Origin of the sequence: Pseudomonas sp. FEN, assembly GCF_904067045.1 — a bacterium.
Classification (GTDB): Bacteria; Pseudomonadota; Gammaproteobacteria; order Pseudomonadales; family Pseudomonadaceae; genus Aquipseudomonas.
This window is the reverse complement of record NZ_CAJFDC010000001.1, coordinates 863,866-881,910: the sequence shown is the minus strand read 5'-3', so window position 1 is coordinate 881,910 and position 18,045 is coordinate 863,866. Positions and strand designations below refer to the sequence as shown.

Sequence of the window (18,045 nt, the reverse complement as noted above, 5' to 3'; positions counted from 1 at the left end):
ATCGGCAAAATCGATTGTTAGCTCTACAAGTATCTGGCGTGCTTGCACCGAAAAATGGCACATTGCTGTTCCTGCAACTGTGCATCCATCCGTGTTCTGGAATCACTTCATGGCCCTTACTCAAACGTCTGGCGGAACGACCCTGGCGTCGGCAGCGCCGCAAACCAGTCCGTTGGTGATGCGCGTGATTGGCGCGGTGGCGCTGGCGCACCTGGTCAACGACCTGATCCAGTCGGTCCTGCCGTCGATTTATCCGATGCTCAAGGCCAACTATAGTCTGACTTTCACCCAGGTCGGGCTGATTACCCTGACCTTCCAGGTGACGGCCTCCTTGCTGCAACCCTGGGTCGGCTTTTATACCGACCGTCATCCCAAGCCCTTGCTGCTGCCGGCGGGGATGATCTGCACGCTGATCGGGATTCTGATGCTGTCCCAGGTCGGGAGTTTTCCGCTGATCCTGCTGGCGTCGGCCCTGATCGGTGTCGGCTCCTCGACCTTTCACCCGGAAGCCTCGCGGGTCGCCCGGCTGGCGTCGGGCGGGCGTTATGGGCTGGCACAGTCGAGCTTCCAGGTCGGCGGTAACGCCGGTTCGGCTTTTGGCCCGTTGCTGGCGGCGGCGATCATCATTCCGTTCGGCCAGGGCCATGTCGCCTGGTTCGGCCTGTTCGCGCTGTTTGCCCTGGGGGTGTTGTACGGGATCAGTCGCTGGTACCGCGCGCACCTGAACCTGTTCAAGCTCAAGCAGGGCCAGCAGGCTACTCACGGGCTGTCGAAGAATCGGGTGATTGGGGCGCTGGTGGTGCTCGGGTTGCTGGTGTTCTCCAAGTATTTCTATATGGCCAGCTTCACCAGCTATTTCACCTTTTACCTGATCGAGAAGTTCCAGCTGTCGGTGGCCAGTTCGCAACTGCACCTGTTCCTGTTTCTCGGCGCGGTGGCGGCGGGGACCTTTGCCGGTGGGCCGATTGGCGACAAGATCGGGCGCAAGGCGGTGATCTGGTTTTCGATCCTGGGGGTGGCGCCGTTCACCTTGATGCTGCCCCATGTCGACCTGTTCTGGACCACGCTGTTGAGTGTGGTGATCGGTTTCATCCTGGCGTCGGCCTTCTCGGCCATCGTGGTGTTCGCCCAGGAACTGGTGCCGGGCAAGGTCGGGATGATCGCTGGGGTGTTCTTCGGCCTGATGTTCGGCTTTGGCGGGATCGGCGCGGCATTGCTCGGGCATCTGGCGGACATTCGCGGCATCGAGTACGTCTACACGATGTGCTCGTTCCTGCCGTTGTTAGGGGTGTTGGCGGTGTTGTTGCCGAGGACGAAAAAGGCTTGATCCTCTAGCGCCCGGCCGCTCTGCAACAGACGGCCGGCCTCTCGCCCGTTTTGGGCTCTATCCTTCTGCGCGACGCCAGCGACGGGAATATTGCTCCGGGGTGGAGATCATTTTTGTGTTTTTGTATCCCTATATATGGGATATCAATTTATATATTGAGATATTACGCGCCTCAGGTTTATAGTCGCCTTCATCAGCTCTACGCACTCACTGCCCAAAAACAAATTCAGGTGAAGCGATGCAGGCGCAATTGATTGCGCTCGATTGGGGGACGACCTCACTTCGGGCTTACAAACTCGCTGCCGGCGGCCAGGTGCTCGAACAGCGTTCGCTGTCGTCGGGGATCATGCAGTTGCCCAGCGTGCCGCGGATAATCGCCGGGCAGATGTGCGCCAATGGCTTTGAACTGGCCTTCGATGAGGCCTGCGGTGACTGGCTCGATGCCCAGCCCGAGCTGGCGGTCATCGCCTGCGGTATGGTCGGCAGCGCCCAGGGCTGGGTCGAGGCCGCTTACCGCGACACCCCGGCGAATGTCGCCAACCTGGGCACTGCCTTGAGCACCGTACACAGCTTGCGCGGCGTCGCCGTGCACATCGTGCCCGGCGTGATCCAGCGCTCGCGCCTGCCGAATGTGATGCGCGGCGAAGAGACCCAGGTCCTCGGCGTGCTGCAAGGTCTGCCAGCGGGCGCTGGCGCCAACCTGCTGATCGGCCTGCCCGGCAGCCATTCGAAATGGGTCGAGGTGGCCGATGGCTGCATCGTCCACTTCGACACCTTCATGACCGGCGAGCTGTTCGCCGTGCTCAGTGAGCACAGCATTCTGGGGCGCACTCAACAGCGCGGCGCCCCCTTCGATAGCGCCGCGTTTGATCGCGGCGTGCGGGTGGCGTTGTCCACCGAGGGCGAAATCGGTCCACTGTCGACCGTGTTCAGTGCGCGCAGTCTCGGCTTGACGGGCGAGCTGAGCCCGACCGAACAGACCGACTATCTGTCGGGCCTGCTGATTGGCCATGAACTCGTGGCCCTCGCCAGCGTGCAGCGCCGCCGGCGTCGCGGCGGCGCCTTGCCGTCGATCATCCTTATCGGTAATTCCCAACTCTGCGCCCGTTATAGCCGGGCGCTCGATGCCTGCGGTTTTGCTCAGGTGAGCCAGGCCGAACAGGCCACCGAACGCGGTTTGTGGCGCCTGGCCGAAGCGGCCGGGCTGCTCGGCTGAGCGCTTGCGTTCAACTACCAAGAGGTCTGACATGCTCAAGCAAGCACTGGCGAAAAACGGTCTGATCGCGATCCTTCGCGGCCTGCGTCCGCAAGAAGCGGCGGCCATCGGCGAGGTGTTGTACCAGGCCGGGTTTCGCGTCATTGAAGTGCCCCTCAACTCTCCCGAACCCTATGACAGTATCCGCATCCTGCGCGATCTTTTGCCCGCCGATTGCCTGATCGGGGCCGGCACGGTGCTGACCGCGGAACAGGTCGAGCAAGTCAAGGCCGCGGGCGGGCAGGTGATCGTCATGCCCCACAGTGATCCCAAGGTTCTGCGTGCGGCCAAGGCGGCGGGCCTGTACTTGTCGCCGGGGGTCGCCACGCCGACCGAGGCCTTTGCCGCGCTGGCCGAAGGCGCCGATGTCCTGAAGATGTTCCCGGCCGAGCAAATGGGCCCGGCGGTGGTCAAGGCATGGTTGGCGGTGCTGCCGGCCGGGACCTTGCTGATTCCGGTCGGCGGGATTACGCCGGACAATATGCGGGTGTTTGTCGAGGCGGGCGTCAGCGGTTTCGGTCTGGGTTCCGGGTTGTTCAAGCCGGGGCTGACACCTGACCAAGTAGCGCTGCGCGCCAACGCCTATGTGCAGGCCTGGAACGCGTTGCGTTAAGACTTTATTGGCGCCGCGTGCGCCGCCTCTGAACAAGAGAGACAACCAGATGAAAATCACCAAACTGACCACCTTTATCGTTCCACCCCGTTGGCTGTTCCTCAAAGTCGAAACCGATGAGGGCGTGACCGGCTGGGGCGAGCCGGTGGTCGAAGGCCGGGCCCACACGGTCGCGGCGGCGGTTGATGAGCTGTCGGATTACTTGATCGGCAAGGATCCGCGCAATATCGAAGATATCTGGACCGTGCTCTATCGCGGCGGTTTCTACCGTGGCGGCGCCGTGCACATGAGTGCCCTGGCCGGGATCGATCAGGCGCTATGGGACATCAAGGGCAAGGCCCTGGGAGTGTCGGTCAGTGATCTGCTGGGCGGCCAGGTGCGCGACAAGATCCGGGTCTACTCGTGGATCGGCGGCGACCGTCCGGCTGATACCGCCCGGGCCGCCAAGGAAGCCGTCGCGCGTGGTTTCACCGCGGTGAAAATGAACGGGACCGAGGAGCTGCAATTTGTCGACAGCTTCGAAAAAGTCGATCTGGCGCTGGCCAACGTCGCCGCCGTGCGCGATGCGGTGGGGCCCAATGTCGGGATCGGCGTGGATTTCCATGGCCGGGTGCACAAACCCATGGCCAAGGTGCTGATGAAAGAACTCGACGCCTACAAACTGATGTTCATCGAAGAGCCGGTGCTCAGCGAAAACTATGAAGCGTTGAAAGAACTGGCACCGTTGACCAGTACGCCGATAGCGCTGGGCGAGCGTCTGTTCTCGCGCTGGGATTTCAAGCGGGTGCTCAGCGAAGGCTACGTCGATATCATCCAGCCGGATGCCTCCCATGCCGGCGGCATCACCGAAACCCGCAAGATCGCCAACATGGCCGAAGCCTACGATGTGGCGCTGGCGTTGCATTGTCCGTTGGGCCCGATTGCCCTGGCGGCGTGCCTGCAACTGGACGCGGTTTGCTACAACGCCTTTATCCAGGAGCAGAGCCTGGGCATCCATTACAACGAGAGCAACGACCTGTTGGATTACGTCAAGGATCCGCGGGTGTTCGACTATGACAAAGGCTTCGTGAAGATCCCGAATGGCCCGGGCCTGGGTATCGAGATCAACGAAGAGTACGTGATCGAGCGCGCCGCCATCGGTCACCGCTGGCGCAACCCGATCTGGCGTCATGCCGACGGCAGTTTTGCCGAGTGGTAGTCCCCGGCTGATTCAATACCCGATAAATGTGCGACGGGGCGCGCTCCGACAGGCGCCTTTTTGCGCAGCAATGCCCTCAATAATCATAAGAAGAGGCCCCCCCATGCAACCGGAAGTCTTTGCCGGGCAGGCGTCGTTGGTGACGCCGAGCCGCAAGCGTTTCTTCATCATGGTGCTGCTGTTCATCACCGTGGTGATCAACTACCTGGACCGCAGCAACCTGTCGATCGCGGCTCCGGCGCTGACCAGCGAGCTGGCGATCGATCCGATCCATGTCGGGCTGATCTTCTCGGCGTTCGGCTGGACCTATGCCGCCATGCAGATCCCCGGTGGTTGGCTGGTGGACCGAGTGCCGCCGCGTATCCTCTACAGCGTCGCGCTGCTGCTGTGGTCGGTGGCCACGGTGATGCTCGGTTTCGCCGCCAGCTTCATCGCCCTGTTCGTTCTGCGCATGGCGGTCGGCGCCCTGGAAGCACCGGCCTATCCGATCAACAGCCGGGTGGTGACCACCTGGTTTCCCGAGCGTGAGCGTGCCACCGCCATTGGCTTCTACACCTCCGGGCAGTTTGTCGGGCTGGCCTTTCTGACGCCGGTCCTGGCCTGGCTGCAACATCAATACGGCTGGCACATGGTGTTCGTCAGTACCGGCGTGCTGGGGATTCTCTGGGCGCTGGTCTGGTACGCGGTGTATCGCGAGCCACGGGATTTCAAGGGCGCCAATCCGGCGGAAATCGACCTTATCCGCGAGGGCGGTGGCCTGGTCGATATCCAGGTCGAGACGGCCAGGCGCAAGGCGCCGTTCAGTTGGACGGACCTGGGCATCGTGTTGAGCCAACGCAAGTTGTGGGGCATCTACCTCGGACAGTTCTGCCTCAATTCGACATTGTGGTTTTTTTTGACCTGGTTTCCGACCTACCTGGTGAAATATCGCGGCATGGACTTCATCAAGTCCGGCCTGCTGGCGTCGCTGCCGTTTCTCGCCGCGTTCGTCGGCGTGCTCTGTTCGGGGTTCTTCTCCGACTGGTTGATCCGCCGTGGCGCGACGGTCGGCTTTGCCCGCAAGTTGCCGATCATTGGCGGATTGCTGATTTCCACCACGATCATCGGTGCCAACTTTGTCGAATCGACGCCCTGGGTGATTGCCTGCCTGGCGCTGGCGTTCTTCGGCAACGGCTTGGCCTCGATCACCTGGTCGCTGGTCTCGACCCTGGCGCCGGCACGTTTGTTGGGGTTGACCGGTGGGGTGTTCAACTTCATCGGCAATCTGGCGGCGATCACCACGCCGATCGTCATCGGCTTTCTCGCCAGCGGTGACTCCTTCGCCCCGGCGATCACCTACATCGCCGTGCTGGCGTTGATCGGCGCACTGTCTTATGTGTTGCTGGTGGGCAAGGTGGTGCGGATCGAACTCTAGCAAGCGCCAGATCGGGCGACCATAATGCCGCCCGTTCTCTCGCTCATTGTTGAAGGCCGGATATGCAGGAAGACGCCGCAAAAAACGCCAAGGACGCCGCGCCGACCGGTACCCAGACGCTGCTACGGGGCTTGGCGGTGATTCAGGCCGTGGCCAGTGGCGCGCGCGACCTCAAGGACATTGCCCGGTTGATCGGCACCACCCGCAGCACCACCCATCGACTGACCAGTTGCCTGGTGGATGAGCGCTATCTGCGGGTCGTGCCGCAGATCGGTTACCTGCTCGGGCCGAAGTTGATCGAGCTGGGTTTCCAGGCGCGTGAGGAACTGCCGTTGGTGACCCTGGCCGGGCCGTACCTGGATGAGTTGTCGGCGTTGACCGGCGATACCATTCACCTGGCGATTCGGGAAGACGATGATGTGCTGTACCTGCACAAGAATCCTGGGCGCAATGGTCCGGAAATGCGTTCGCGGGTCGGGCATCGCATGCCGCTGGCGCGCACTGGGATCGGCAAGGCGCTGATGCTCGATGATTCACCGCAAGAGTGGCAGCGCCTGTATCAAATCAGCTTGCCGGCGGGTGGGAAGAATCTGTTATGGCCGCAGCTCCCGGAGCAATCCTGGGAGCAATTTCAGCAGCGCATGCTGGAGTACGTGGCGGGCGGTTACGCGTTCGACCTGGAAGACAACGAACCGTCGATCCGCTGTGTCGCGGCGCCGGTACGCGATGCCAGCCGGCGCATCGTCGCCGGGATCAGCATCGCCAGTACGGTGCCCTATATGCCGCTGGAGAAAATGGCCGAGCTGATCCCGTTGATCAAACAGGTCGCCGCGCGGCTCTCCGCGGAGTTGGGAGCCAAAGCCTGAGTCAGGCTTTCACGGTCATCCCGTCGAACGCCTGCTCCTGGCGTGGCGTTACAGCGGAGTGAGGACGTTCATCACGGCATCCAGGGCGACACGGGTATCGTCAAGTTGCACCAGCGAGGCATGCCGGGCACTGAGGGCGTCACGATTCTTGATGGCGGTCAGTATCGCCTTGTGCCGGGGCAGGCTGAGCCGTTGGCTGTCGGGACGCTGGTTGGTGATGTTGATGGACTCGCGCAGCGGCAGTGAGAGCATGTTGCACATGTAGGCGAGCAGGTCGTTGCGGGTCGCGTCGGCGATCGCCCGGTGAAAATCCAGGTCCGCTTGCAGCAGGCTCGCGTGGGTCTGTGCCGCTTCCATGGATTTGTAGGCTTTTTCGATGACCGCGATGTCCGCGTCGGTCGCCGTGGTGGCGGCCATCGCGGCGATTTCCGGTTCGAGGATGCGCCGCACGCCGGCCAGGGTGTTGAAGAACTCGCTGTGCGGCGTCGACTGCATCAGCCAGGACAGTACGTCAGGGTCCAGCAAGTGCCATTTCACGCGCGGGCGGACCACCGCGCCGACCCGTGGCTTGGAGTACACCAGCCCTTTGGCGCTCAGTACCCGAGTGGCTTCGCGCAGCACCGAGCGACTGACTTTATATTCCTCGCACAGCGTTGCCTCCATGGGTAAGCGCTCTTCCGGCTTGAAGCGTCCGGAGACAATGTGCATGCCCAGTTCCTGAACGATCTGGGCATGCATGCTCTTGCGTGGCTTGGGGGGCTGGTGATCCATAACAGGGAGGCTGCTCTGACGAAATACGCTGCATCATAGCATCGCTCCCATCCCTTTCAGGCGCTCCTGCGCGCCTGAACCGCTGGGGAATGCTGCCGCTTGATGACGATCAGTGGGAATGTCGGGGGACCTCGGCGCCGCGGCAACCCACCAGGAAGTCGAAGTCGCAGCCCTGATCCGCCTGTAGCACGTGGTCGATGTACAACTGACGATAGCCGCCCACGATCAGTGGCGGTGGCATTTGCAGGTCGGCCATGCGCGCCGCCAGTTCGGCGTCCGGGATGTCCAGGTGCAAACGCCCGTTGGCACAGTCGAGCTCGATCCAGTCGCCTTCGCGCACGACGGCCAAGGGGCCGCCGGCCGCCGCTTCCGGTGCCACGTGCAGAACCACGGTGCCGTACGCCGTGCCGCTCATGCGCGCATCGGAAATCCGCACCATGTCGGTGATGCCCTGGGCCAGCAGTTTGGCCGGCAAGCCCATGTTGCCGACTTCCGCCATGCCGGGATAACCCTTTGGCCCGCAGTTTTTCATGACCAGGATCGAGTTCGCATCGACGTCCAGCTCCGGGTCGTTGATCCGCGCCTTGTACAGGTCGAAGTTCTCGAACACCACCGCGCGGCCGCGATGCTGCATCAGTTCGGCGCTGGCGGCGGAAGGCTTGAGCACCGCGCCGAGTGGCGCCAGGTTGCCACGCAGTACGCAGATACCGCCGTCCGCGCGGATCGGGTTGGCGAGCGTGCGAATCACCTCATCCTGGCCGTAGATCGGGGCGTCCTTGGTGTTGTCGCCGAGCGACTTGCCATTGACGGTCAAGGCGTTGGGGTGGGGAATCAGGTTGGCTTCGCCGAGGCGGCGTAATACCGCTGGCAGGCCGCCGGCATAGTAGAACTCTTCCATCAGGAAGCGCCCGGACGGTTGCAGGTCGACGATGGTCGGCATGCCGCGACCGATACGGGTCCAGTCATCCAGGTCGAGCTCGACGCCGATGCGTCCGGCAATGGCTTTCAAATGAATCACCGCGTTGGTCGAACCGCCGATGGCGGCGTTGACGCGGATGGCATTTTCAAAGGCTTCCTTGGTGAGGATCTTCGACAGCTTCAGGTCTTCGCGAACCATCTCCACCGCACGCATGCCGGACATGTGCGCCAGGACATAACGGCGCGCATCGACCGCCGGGATCGCCGCGTTGTGGGGCAGCGAGGTGCCGAGTGCCTCGGCCATGCAGGCCATCGTCGAGGCGGTGCCCATGGTGTTGCAGGTCCCCGCCGAGCGCGACATGCCGCCCTCGGCCGCGAGGAAGTCGTCGAGGCTGATGGTGCCGGCCTTGACCTGTTCGCTGAGTTGCCAGACCACGGTGCCCGAGCCGATGTCCTGGCCCTTGTGCTTGCCATTGAGCATCGGCCCGCCGGTGACGACGATGGCCGGCACGTCGCAACTGGCGGCGCCCATCAACAGCGCCGGGGTGGTCTTGTCGCAGCCGGTCAGCAACACCACGCCGTCGATCGGGTTGCCACGAATGGCTTCCTCGACATCCATGCTCGCCAGGTTGCGGGTGAGCATGGCGGTCGGGCGCAGGTTCGATTCACCGTTGGAGAACACCGGGAACTCCACGGGAAAGCCGCCGGCCTCGATCACCCCGCGTTTGACATGCTCGGCAATCTGGCGGAAGTGCGCGTTGCACGGGGTCAGCTCCGACCAGGTGTTGCAGATCCCGATGATCGGCTTGCCATGGAACTGATGATCGGCAATGCCCTGGTTCTTCATCCAGCTGCGGTACATGAAACCGTTTTTGTCGGCAGTACCAAACCACTGGGCGGAGCGCAGGTCGGGTTTTTTATCGGACATGGTCAGTTCTCTTATTGTAAGACTATATTGTTCTTTGCTGGGCCTAACATAAGCGCAAAATCTTGGGTTTGGAAGTGTTGTTGAGTAAATAGTAATACTATATAGTCGTTTGCAACTGAGGTATGACCCTGGCGGTTTTCCGCGAGAGGCGTCCCCCGAGCTTCCATAAAAACAACAATCGGAAATCGATCTCATGAGCCAGGAACTGCGGCTTATTCGTCGCATCACGCTGAAACTGATTCCGTTCCTGATCCTGCTGTACCTGATCGCCTACGTGGATCGCTCCGCCGTAGGCTTCGCCAAATTGCACATGGGCGCGGACATCGGCATCGGTGATGCGGCGTATGGGTTGGGGGCCGGGCTGTTCTTCATTGGCTACTTCCTCCTGGAAATCCCCAGCAACCTGATGCTCGACCGCTTCGGCGCGCGGCGTTGGTTCGCGCGGATCATGCTCACCTGGGGCGCCATCACCATTGGCATGGCGTTTGTTCAGGGGCCCTACAGTTTCTATCTGATGCGCTTGCTGCTCGGCGCGGCCGAGGCCGGGTTCTTCCCTGGCGTTCTCTACTACATCACCCAATGGTTCCCGGTGCGCCATCGCGGCAAGATCCTCGGGCTGTTCATCCTGTCCCAACCCATTGCGATGATGATCACCGGCCCGGTGTCCGGCGGCCTGCTCGGCATGGACGGGATCCTCGGTCTGCACGGCTGGCAGTGGTTGTTCATCGCCATCGGTACGCCGGCGATTTTGCTGACCTGGCCGGTGCTGCGTTACCTGCCCGATGGCCCGCGGCAGGTCGCCTGGATGGATCAGGCCGAGAAGGACTGGTTGGCCGGCGAACTGAACAAGGACCTGCAAGCCTACGGCCAGACCCGGCACGGCAATCCGCTGCACGCCCTCAAGGACAAGCGGGTGTTGCTGCTGGCGTTGTTCTATCTGCCGGTGACCTTGAGCATCTATGGCCTGGGCTTGTGGCTGCCGACCTTGATCAAGCAGTTCGGCGGCAGCGATCTGACCACCGGGTTCGTCTCGTCGGTGCCGTATATCTTCGGGATCCTCGGGCTGCTGATCGTCCCGCGCAGTTCCGACCGCCTGAATGATCGCTATGGGCACTTGGCGGTGCTTTATGTATTGGGGGCGATGGGGCTGTTCTTCAGCGCCTGGCTGAGCGTTCCGCTGCTGCAACTGGCGGCGCTGTGTCTGGTGGCGTTCGCGCTGTTTTCCTGTACCGCGGTGTTCTGGACCTTGCCGGGGCGGTTTTTTGCCGGCGCCAGTGCGGCGGCGGGGATTGCGCTGATCAACTCGGTGGGCAACCTGGGCGGCTACATCGGCCCGTTCGTGATCGGCGCGCTCAAGGAGTACACCGGCAACCTGGCGTCGGGTTTGTACTTCCTTTCCTGCGTGATGGTGTTCGGTCTGCTGCTGACCGGGGTGATCTATCGGTTGCTGGAACGTAGACATGTGCTGCCGGTCGACCAGTTTGCCGCCAGCGCCCGCGGCGCCACGCATACTTAATCGGCAATCAGGAGAAGCTTCATGCGTTTAGTTCAGTTCGAATTGAGTCACGGCGAGCGTCGGGTTGGCGTGGTCGAAGACGGCCAGGTGCGTGAGGTGCAATCGGTGCGCACGATGCGCGAGCTGGCGCTGGCCGCCATCGAGGCGGGTGTCGATCTGCGGCAACAGGTAGAAAGCCTCGGCCTGGGGGCCAGCCATGATTATGCCGAGTTGCTGGCCGAGCTCAGGGTGCTGGTGCCATTGGATCATCCGGACCCGGCGCATATGCTGGTCAGCGGCACCGGGCTGACCCATCTGGGCAGTGCGGCGGCGCGGGACAAGATGCATCAGCAGGCCGCTGACGACAGCGCGATGACCGACACCATGCGTATCTTCAAATGGGGCGTGGAGGGCGGTAAACCCGCCGCCGGTCAGGCCGGCGTGCAGCCGGAATGGTTCTACAAGGGCGACGGTAGCAGCGTCGTGCGTCCGGGGCAGGCATTTGCCGTGCCGCCGTTCGCCGAAGACGCCGGCGAAGAGCCGGAAATCGGCGGCCTGTATGTCATCGGCCAGGACGGCAAGCCTTATCGCCTGGGATATGCCGTGGGCAACGAGTTCTCCGATCACGTGATGGAGCGCAAGAATTACCTGTACCTGGCCCACTCCAAATTGCGCAATTGCAGCTATGGTCCGGAACTGCGGGTCGGTGAACTGCCCTCGCACCTGGCCGGCACCAGCCGCATTCTGCGCGATGGCGAGGTACTGTGGCAGAACGAGTTCCTCAGTGGCGAAGCCAATATGTGCCACAGCCTGGAAAACCTTGAGTACCACCACTTCAAGTACAGTCAGTTCCTGCGGCCGGGGGACGTGCACATTCACTTTTTCGGCACCGCCACCCTGTCTTTCGCGGACGGCATTCGGACGCGCCCGGGCGATGTGTTCGAAATCAGCCAGGCGGAGTTCGGTGCGCCATTGATCAACGGTATTCGCGCGGTCGACGCGGTGTTTGCACCCGGAACCGTAGGAACCCTTTAAGGAGACAGGCATGACTCAGTTTTTAGGCCACAACTACATCGGCGGCCAGCGCAGTGCGACCGGCAGCGTCAGACTGCAGAGCATCGATGCCAGCACCGGGGAAAGCCTGCCCCATGATTTCTATCAGGCGACCGAGCAGGAAGTCGATGCCGCCGCCAAGGCCGCGGCGGCGGCTTACCCAGCCTATCGGGCCCTGAGCGCGCAGCGTCGGGCGCAGTTTCTGGAGGCGATGGCCGATGAGCTGGATGCGCTGGGCGATGAATTTATCGCCCTGGTCTGCCGCGAAACCGCATTGCCCGCCGCCCGCATTCAGGGCGAGCGCGGCCGTACCAGTGGCCAGATGCGTCTGTTCGCCAATGTGCTGCGTCGCGGCGATTTCTACGGGGCGCGTATCGATCGGGCCCGCCCCGAGCGTCAACCGCTGCCGCGCCCGGACTTGCGTCAATACCGCATCGGCCTGGGGCCGGTAGCGGTGTTTGGCGCCAGCAACTTTCCCCTGGCGTTTTCCACCGCGGGCGGTGATACGGCGTCGGCGCTGGCGGCCGGTTGCCCGGTGGTGTTCAAGGCTCACAGCGGTCATATGGCAACTGCCGAACTGGTTGCCGACGCGATCCTGCGGGCGGCAGAAATCACCGGGATGCCGGCCGGCGTGTTCAACATGATCTTCGGCACCGGGGTCGGCGAAGCGCTGGTCAAGCATCCGGCGATCCAGGCGGTCGGTTTCACCGGGTCGCTCAAGGGCGGACGAGCGTTGTGCGACATGGCGGCCGCGCGCCCACAACCGATTCCGGTGTTCGCCGAGATGTCGAGCATCAACCCGGTGATCGTGTTACCCCAGGCGCTGCAAGCGCGGGCGGAAACCGTGGCCCGTGATCTGACCGCCTCGGTGGTCCAGGGCTGTGGCCAGTTCTGTACCAATCCCGGTCTGGTGATCGGTATCCGTTCGCCGCAGTTCACCGCGTTCATCCAGCAGGTCGCCCGACTGATCGATGACCAACCCGCGCAAACCATGCTTAACGCCGGCACCTTGAGCAGTTACGGCAAAGGCTTGCAAAAGCTCCTGGCCCACCCTGGCATCGAGCACTTGGCCGGCACTGCGCAAGCGGGCAAGCAGGCGCAGCCACAGCTGTTCAAGGCGGATGTCAGCTTGCTGATCAAGGGGGATGAAGTGCTGCAAGAAGAAGTCTTCGGCCCGACCAGCGTATTCGTTGAGGTGGCCGATCAAGCGCAGCTCAGCGCCGCGTTGAACGGCCTGCACGGCCAACTGACGGCGACGATCATTGGCGAGCCCGGGGACTTGCAGCAGTTCAGCGAGCTGACGCCACTCCTGGAGCAGAAAGTCGGGCGCATCCTGCTCAACGGTTATCCGACCGGCGTCGAAGTCTGTGACGCGATGGTGCACGGCGGGCCTTATCCCGCCACCTCCGATGCGCGTGGCACTTCAGTGGGGACCCTGGCCATCGACCGCTTCCTGCGTCCGGTGTGCTTTCAGAATTACCCCGACAGCCTGCTCCCGGACGCGTTGAAAAATGCCAATCCGTTGCGCATTCAACGACTGGTGGATGGCTTGCCATCCCGCGATCCGCTGTAACGCGAACCCGTTCGTCGGTACCTGAAAACCCGAACATCCCAGGAGGCTTCATGTCGTGGACCGCAGTCACCGCACACCGTGCGCAATTGGGCGAAGGCCCGTTCTGGGACGCTCCCGGCCAGGCCCTGTATTGGGTTGATATCGCTGGCAAACAGGCGTTGCGCATGACGGGCTCCGACCTGCGGGTCTGGCAACTGCCGGAGCCGGTATCGGCGTTCATTCCCTGCGCAAGCGGCGATGCGTTGGTGACCTTGAGCAGTGGCGTGTATCGACTCGACCTGAGCTCCGCGCCACACGCGCCGCGCCTGACGTTGCTTTGCGTGGCGGATCCGCAACCGGGCAATCGGGCCAACGAGGCCCGCTGCGATGCCCAGGGCCGGCTTTGGCTGGGCACCATGCAGAACAACCTCGGCGAGCAGGGTGAAGACCTTCCCGTGCGGCGCCGTAGCGGCGGTCTGTTTCGCATCGATGCCGATGCGCGAGTCACGCCTCTGGCACGCGGCCTGGGTATTCCCAATACCTTGCTGTGGAGCGAGGACGCCACGCAATTGTATTTTGGCGACAGCCTGGACGGCACGCTGTATCGGTATTCGATCGCTGCCGACGGCCAACTCGGGCCGCCGCGGGAGTGGTTCGGGCCGCACCCGCGCGGCGTCCCGGATGGTTCGGCAATGGACGCCGAAGGTTACCTCTGGAACGCCCGCTGGGACGGTGGCTGCCTGCTCAGGTTGGCGCCCAACGGCGAGGTCGACCGGGTGATTGAACTCCCTGTCAGCCGTCCCACCAGTTGCGTGTTTGGTGGCGAGGATCTGCGAACCTTGTACATCACCAGCGCCGCCAGCCCGCTCAATCACCCACTGGACGGGGCGGTGCTGGCCATCGAGGTCGAAACCCCAGGGACCCTCTGTCAGCGTTTTGCAGGATAAATCTCGAATATCAGGCTGTACCGGTTCACCACTCGCACTCACAACAAAAACAAGGAGTCACCTTATGAATCGTCGTCGTGCAATCCGTTCCCTGTGTTGTATCGCCCTGGCGGCATCGGCAGTCAGCCTGAGCAGCCTGCTGCTGGCCGCCGAGCCGGTGAAGATCGGTTTTCTGGTCAAGCAGGCCGAGGAGCCCTGGTTCCAGACCGAGTGGGCTTTCGCTGAAAAGGCCGGCAAGGACAAGGGCTTTACCGTGATCAAGATCGCCGTGCCGGACGGCGAGAAAACCCTGTCGGCCATCGACAGCCTCGCCGCCAACGGCGCCAAGGGCTTCGTGATTTGCGCGCCGGACGTGTCCCTCGGGCCAGCGATCATGGCCAAGGCCAAGGCCAGTGGCTTGAAGGTGATCGCCGTGGATGACCGCTTTGTCGATGCCAAGGGTAAGTTCATGGAAGACGTGCCCTACCTGGGCATGGCCGCGTTCGAAGTGGGCCAGCAGCAGGGCGCGGCGATGGCTGCCGAAGCGAAGAAGCGCGGTTGGGACTGGAAAGACACCTACGCGGTGATCACCACCTACAATGAACTCGATACGGGTAAAAAACGTACCGATGGCTCGGTCAAATCGCTCGAAGACGCCGGCCTGCCGAAAGAGCACATCCTGTTTGCGCCGCTCAAGACCCTCGACGTGCCGGGCAGCATGGACGCCACCAACTCGGCTCTGGTGAAGCTGCCGGGCGCGGCGAAAAAACTGATCGTTGGCGGCATGAACGACAACTCGGTGCTGGGTGCCGTGCGCGCCACTGAAAGCGCCGGTTTCGCCGCGGCCGATGTCATCGGTGTCGGGATCAATGGCACTGACGCCATCGGCGAATTGAAAAAGCCCAACAGCGGTTTCTTCGGCTCGATGCTGCCCAGCCCGCATCTTGAGGGCTACAACACCGCGAGCATGATGTTCGAGTGGGTCACCACCGGTAAGGAACCACCGAAATACACCGCGATGGACAAGGTCACGCTGATCACGCGCGACAACTTCAAGCAGGAACTGGAAAAGATCGGTCTGTGGAACTGAAGATCGGTTGCTGTCCTCGGCGGCCTTGGCGACGGGGCTGCCTGATCGGTGTGATGAGGTGGTTATGCACGCGCAATTGAACAAACAACAGCACAGTGCCGGCGCCCGTTTGAGCTTCAACGGCATCGGCAAGACCTTTCCCGGGGTCAAGGCGCTGGACGGCATCAGCTTTACCGCCCACCCGGGGCAGGTCCATGCCTTGATGGGTGAAAATGGCGCGGGCAAGTCGACCTTGCTCAAGGTCCTCGGTGGTGCCTACACCCCGAGCAGCGGCCATTTGCAGATCGGCGAGCAGACCATGGCCTTCAAGTGCGCCGCCGACAGCATTGCCAGCGGCGTGGCGGTCATCCACCAGGAATTGCACCTGGTGCCGGAAATGACCGTGGCGGAAAACCTGTTTCTCGGGCACTTGCCGGCCCGTTTCGGGGTGATCAACCGCGGTACATTGCGTCAGCATGCACTGGCCTGTCTCAAGGGCCTGGCCGATGAAATCGATCCCCAGGAGAAGGTCGGCCGTTTGTCCCTGGGGCAACGGCAGTTGGTGGAGATCGCCAAGGCGTTGTCCCGTGGTGCCCATGTGATTGCCTTCGACGAACCCACCAGCAGCTTGTCCGCCCGGGAAATCGAGCGCTTGATGGCGATCATCGAGCGCCTGCGGGACGAGGGCAAAGTGGTGCTGTACGTCTCCCATCGCATGGAGGAAGTGTTCCGTATCTGCAATGCGGTGACCGTGTTCAAGGACGGTCGCTACGTGCGCACCTTCGAGGACATGAGCGCGCTGACCCACGATCAACTGGTCACGTGCATGGTCGGTCGCGACATTCAGGACATCTACGATTACCGTCCGCGTGAACGTGGCGCGGTGGCGCTCAAGGTCGATGGTCTGTTGGGGCCGGGCTTGCGCACGCCGGTGAGTTTCGAGGTGCACAAGGGCGAGATTCTTGGTCTGTTCGGCCTGGTCGGCGCGGGGCGCACCGAGCTGCTGCGCCTGCTCTGCGGTCTTGAGCGCAGCACCGCCGGGAGCCTGCAGCTGTGCGGCGAGGCGCTGCAACTACGCTCGCCGCGCGATGCCATTGCCGCCGGTGTCCTGCTGTGCCCCGAGGACCGCAAGAAGGAAGGCATCATGCCGCTTTCCAGCGTTGCCGAGAACATCAACATCAGTGCCCGCGGCGCCAATTCCGCCTTTGGCTGGTTGTTGCGCGACGGCTGGGAAAAGGGCAATGCCGACAAGCAGATCAAGGCGCTGAAAGTCAAAACGCCTAATTCGACGCAGAAAATCATGTACCTGTCGGGGGGCAATCAGCAGAAGGCCATTCTTGGTCGTTGGCTGTCGATGCCGATGAAGGTCCTGCTGCTTGACGAGCCGACGCGGGGTATCGATATCGGCGCGAAAGCCGAGATTTACCAGATCATCCATAACCTGGCCGCCAGCGGGGTGGCGGTGATTGTGGTGTCCAGCGACCTGATGGAAGTGATGGGCATCTCCGACCGTACCCTGGTGCTTTGCGAAGGCGCGATGCGCGGCGAAAAGAGCCGCGAACAGGCCAATGAATCCAACTTGCTGCAACTGGCTTTGCCGCGCCACCGCGCTGACGGCTTGGCGAACTGAGAGGTGACTATGACCATCCAAAACAATGTGTTGCCCACGGCGCGAAAACCCCTGGACCTGCGCAGCCTGCTCGATAATTGGGCGATGCTGTTGGCGGCGTTGGGGATCTTTGTGCTCTGCGCCTTGCTTATCGACAACTTCCTGTCGCCGCTGAACATGCGCGGCCTGGGCCTGGCGATTTCCACTACCGGTATCGCCGCGTGCACCATGTTGTATTGCCTGGCGTCCGGGCATTTCGACTTGTCGGTGGGCTCGGTGATTGCTTGTGCCGGGGTCGTTGCGGCGGTGGTGATGCGCGACACCGACAGCGTGCTTCTCGGTATCGGTGCGGCGCTGCTGTTGGGGCTGCTGGTCGGGCTGATCAATGGGATCGTGATTGCCAAGCTGAGGGTCAACGCGCTGATTACCACCTTGGCGACCATGCAGATCGTGCGCGGCCTGGCCTATATCTTTGCCGACGGCAAGGCGGTCGGCGTGTCCCAGGATCAGTTCTTTATCTACGGTAACGGCCAGTTGTTTGGCGTGCCGGTGCCGATCCTGATCACCATTGGCTGTTTCCTGTTTTTTGGTTGGCTGCTCAACTACACCACCTACGGGCGCAACACCATGGCCATTGGTGGCAACCAGGAAGCGGCGTTGCTGGCTGGGGTCAACGTCGATCGGACCAAGATCATCATCTTCGCCGTACATGGGGTTATTGGCGCACTGGCTGGGGTGATCCTGGCCTCGCGCATGACCTCCGGCCAGCCGATGATCGGCCAGGGGTTTGAATTGACGGTGATTTCCGCCTGCGTGCTGGGCGGGGTGTCGTTGAGCGGCGGGATTGGCATGATTCGGCATGTGATTGCCGGGGTGTTGATCCTGGCGATCATCGAGAATGCGATGAACCTGAAGAACATCGATACGTTTTATCAGTATGTGATTCGGGGTTCGATCTTGTTGCTGGCGGTGGTGATTGACCGCCTGAAACAACGCTGAGCCTTGTTGTTCGTGGCGTAGCCCGACAGCTCCTACAGGGGTTTGGGGCCGA

General features: G+C 62.3%; 15 protein-coding genes. 13 read left to right on the top strand and 2 right to left on the bottom strand.

Translation table 11 applies throughout. The features are described 5' to 3' along the window. Window positions 1-109: 109 nt before the first annotated feature. From PFEN_RS04110 to PFEN_RS04085, 6 genes are all read left to right on the top strand, one after another. Complete coding sequence (locus PFEN_RS04110; protein ID WP_191485751.1) at window positions 110-1,327, top strand: MFS transporter; 1,218 nt, start codon at window positions 110-112, stop codon at window positions 1,325-1,327. 238 nt (window positions 1,328-1,565) lie between these two features. Further along, window positions 1,566-2,543, top strand: coding sequence for a 2-dehydro-3-deoxygalactonokinase (locus tag PFEN_RS04105; RefSeq protein ID WP_191485750.1), 978 nt, complete (start codon window positions 1,566-1,568; stop codon window positions 2,541-2,543). A 31-nt stretch (window positions 2,544-2,574) separates the two neighbouring features. After that, complete coding sequence (locus PFEN_RS04100) at window positions 2,575-3,195, top strand: 2-dehydro-3-deoxy-6-phosphogalactonate aldolase (RefSeq protein ID WP_191485749.1); 621 nt, start codon at window positions 2,575-2,577, stop codon at window positions 3,193-3,195. A 49-nt stretch (window positions 3,196-3,244) separates the two neighbouring features. Beyond that, window positions 3,245-4,393 carry a galactonate dehydratase gene (gene dgoD / locus PFEN_RS04095; RefSeq protein WP_191485748.1) on the top strand — a complete coding sequence of 383 codons (1,149 nt, stop codon included), beginning with the start codon at window positions 3,245-3,247 and terminating at the stop codon, window positions 4,391-4,393. 103 nt (window positions 4,394-4,496) lie between these two features. Continuing rightward, window positions 4,497-5,807 (top strand): MFS transporter, encoded by a 1,311-nt coding sequence (locus PFEN_RS04090; protein WP_191485747.1) that lies wholly within the window; start codon window positions 4,497-4,499, stop codon window positions 5,805-5,807. A gap of 62 nt (window positions 5,808-5,869) precedes the next feature. Further along, window positions 5,870-6,673, top strand: coding sequence for an IclR family transcriptional regulator (locus tag PFEN_RS04085; protein ID WP_191485746.1), 804 nt, complete (start codon window positions 5,870-5,872; stop codon window positions 6,671-6,673). Window positions 6,674-6,721: 48 nt separating this feature from the next. On the opposite strand, the gene PFEN_RS04080 is transcribed toward PFEN_RS04085, so the two are convergent. Next, window positions 6,722-7,444 carry a FadR/GntR family transcriptional regulator gene (locus PFEN_RS04080; protein ID WP_191485745.1) on the bottom strand — a complete coding sequence of 241 codons (723 nt, stop codon included), beginning with the start codon at window positions 7,442-7,444 and terminating at the stop codon, window positions 6,722-6,724. A 109-nt stretch (window positions 7,445-7,553) separates the two neighbouring features. Next, the gene (locus tag PFEN_RS04075; RefSeq protein WP_191485744.1) at window positions 7,554-9,290 is read right to left on the bottom strand and encodes an IlvD/Edd family dehydratase; all 1,737 of its coding nucleotides are present in this window, start codon (window positions 9,288-9,290) and stop codon (window positions 7,554-7,556) included. A gap of 193 nt (window positions 9,291-9,483) precedes the next feature. Between PFEN_RS04075 and PFEN_RS04070 the strand changes: the two genes are divergently transcribed. From PFEN_RS04070 to araH, 7 genes are all read left to right on the top strand, one after another. After that, window positions 9,484-10,806: an MFS transporter gene (locus PFEN_RS04070; protein WP_191485743.1), complete on the top strand. Its 1,323-nt coding sequence runs from the start codon at window positions 9,484-9,486 to the stop codon at window positions 10,804-10,806. A 21-nt stretch (window positions 10,807-10,827) separates the two neighbouring features. Next, entirely contained in the window at window positions 10,828-11,820 is a 993-nt protein-coding gene (gene araD1, locus PFEN_RS04065) for an AraD1 family protein (RefSeq protein WP_191485742.1), read from the top strand. A gap of 10 nt (window positions 11,821-11,830) precedes the next feature. Then, window positions 11,831-13,411, top strand: a complete 1,581-nt coding sequence (locus PFEN_RS04060) for an aldehyde dehydrogenase (NADP(+)) (RefSeq protein ID WP_191485741.1) — start codon at window positions 11,831-11,833, stop codon at window positions 13,409-13,411. A gap of 50 nt (window positions 13,412-13,461) precedes the next feature. Beyond that, a complete protein-coding gene (locus tag PFEN_RS04055; RefSeq protein ID WP_191485740.1) occupies window positions 13,462-14,337 on the top strand; it encodes an SMP-30/gluconolactonase/LRE family protein in 876 nt (291 codons plus the stop codon). A gap of 64 nt (window positions 14,338-14,401) precedes the next feature. Beyond that, window positions 14,402-15,406, top strand: coding sequence for a substrate-binding domain-containing protein (locus PFEN_RS04050; protein WP_191485739.1), 1,005 nt, complete (start codon window positions 14,402-14,404; stop codon window positions 15,404-15,406). Window positions 15,407-15,470: 64 nt separating this feature from the next. Then, entirely contained in the window at window positions 15,471-17,015 is a 1,545-nt protein-coding gene (araG, locus tag PFEN_RS04045) for an L-arabinose ABC transporter ATP-binding protein AraG (RefSeq protein WP_191485738.1), read from the top strand. A 9-nt stretch (window positions 17,016-17,024) separates the two neighbouring features. Continuing rightward, entirely contained in the window at window positions 17,025-17,993 is a 969-nt protein-coding gene (gene araH, locus PFEN_RS04040) for an L-arabinose ABC transporter permease AraH (RefSeq protein ID WP_191485737.1), read from the top strand. Window positions 17,994-18,045 lie beyond the last annotated feature (52 nt).

Excerpts from the sequence above, each read along its gene's own strand:
- PFEN_RS04110 (WP_191485751.1), top strand. The coding sequence starts at position 110 with ATGGCCCTTACTCAAACGTCTGGCGGAACGACCCTGGCGTCGGCAGCG.
- PFEN_RS04105 (WP_191485750.1), top strand. The coding sequence starts at position 1,566 with ATGCAGGCGCAATTGATTGCGCTCGATTGGGGGACGACCTCACTTCGG.
- PFEN_RS04100 (WP_191485749.1), top strand. The coding sequence starts at position 2,575 with ATGCTCAAGCAAGCACTGGCGAAAAACGGTCTGATCGCGATCCTTCGC.
- dgoD (WP_191485748.1), top strand. The coding sequence starts at position 3,245 with ATGAAAATCACCAAACTGACCACCTTTATCGTTCCACCCCGTTGGCTG.
- PFEN_RS04090 (WP_191485747.1), top strand. The coding sequence starts at position 4,497 with ATGCAACCGGAAGTCTTTGCCGGGCAGGCGTCGTTGGTGACGCCGAGC.
- PFEN_RS04085 (WP_191485746.1), top strand. The coding sequence starts at position 5,870 with ATGCAGGAAGACGCCGCAAAAAACGCCAAGGACGCCGCGCCGACCGGT.
- PFEN_RS04080 (WP_191485745.1), bottom strand. The coding sequence starts at position 7,444 with ATGGATCACCAGCCCCCCAAGCCACGCAAGAGCATGCATGCCCAGATC.
- PFEN_RS04075 (WP_191485744.1), bottom strand. The coding sequence starts at position 9,290 with ATGTCCGATAAAAAACCCGACCTGCGCTCCGCCCAGTGGTTTGGTACT.
- PFEN_RS04070 (WP_191485743.1), top strand. The coding sequence starts at position 9,484 with ATGAGCCAGGAACTGCGGCTTATTCGTCGCATCACGCTGAAACTGATT.
- araD1 (WP_191485742.1), top strand. The coding sequence starts at position 10,828 with ATGCGTTTAGTTCAGTTCGAATTGAGTCACGGCGAGCGTCGGGTTGGC.
- PFEN_RS04060 (WP_191485741.1), top strand. The coding sequence starts at position 11,831 with ATGACTCAGTTTTTAGGCCACAACTACATCGGCGGCCAGCGCAGTGCG.
- PFEN_RS04055 (WP_191485740.1), top strand. The coding sequence starts at position 13,462 with ATGTCGTGGACCGCAGTCACCGCACACCGTGCGCAATTGGGCGAAGGC.
- PFEN_RS04050 (WP_191485739.1), top strand. The coding sequence starts at position 14,402 with ATGAATCGTCGTCGTGCAATCCGTTCCCTGTGTTGTATCGCCCTGGCG.
- araG (WP_191485738.1), top strand. The coding sequence starts at position 15,471 with ATGCACGCGCAATTGAACAAACAACAGCACAGTGCCGGCGCCCGTTTG.
- araH (WP_191485737.1), top strand. The coding sequence starts at position 17,025 with ATGACCATCCAAAACAATGTGTTGCCCACGGCGCGAAAACCCCTGGAC.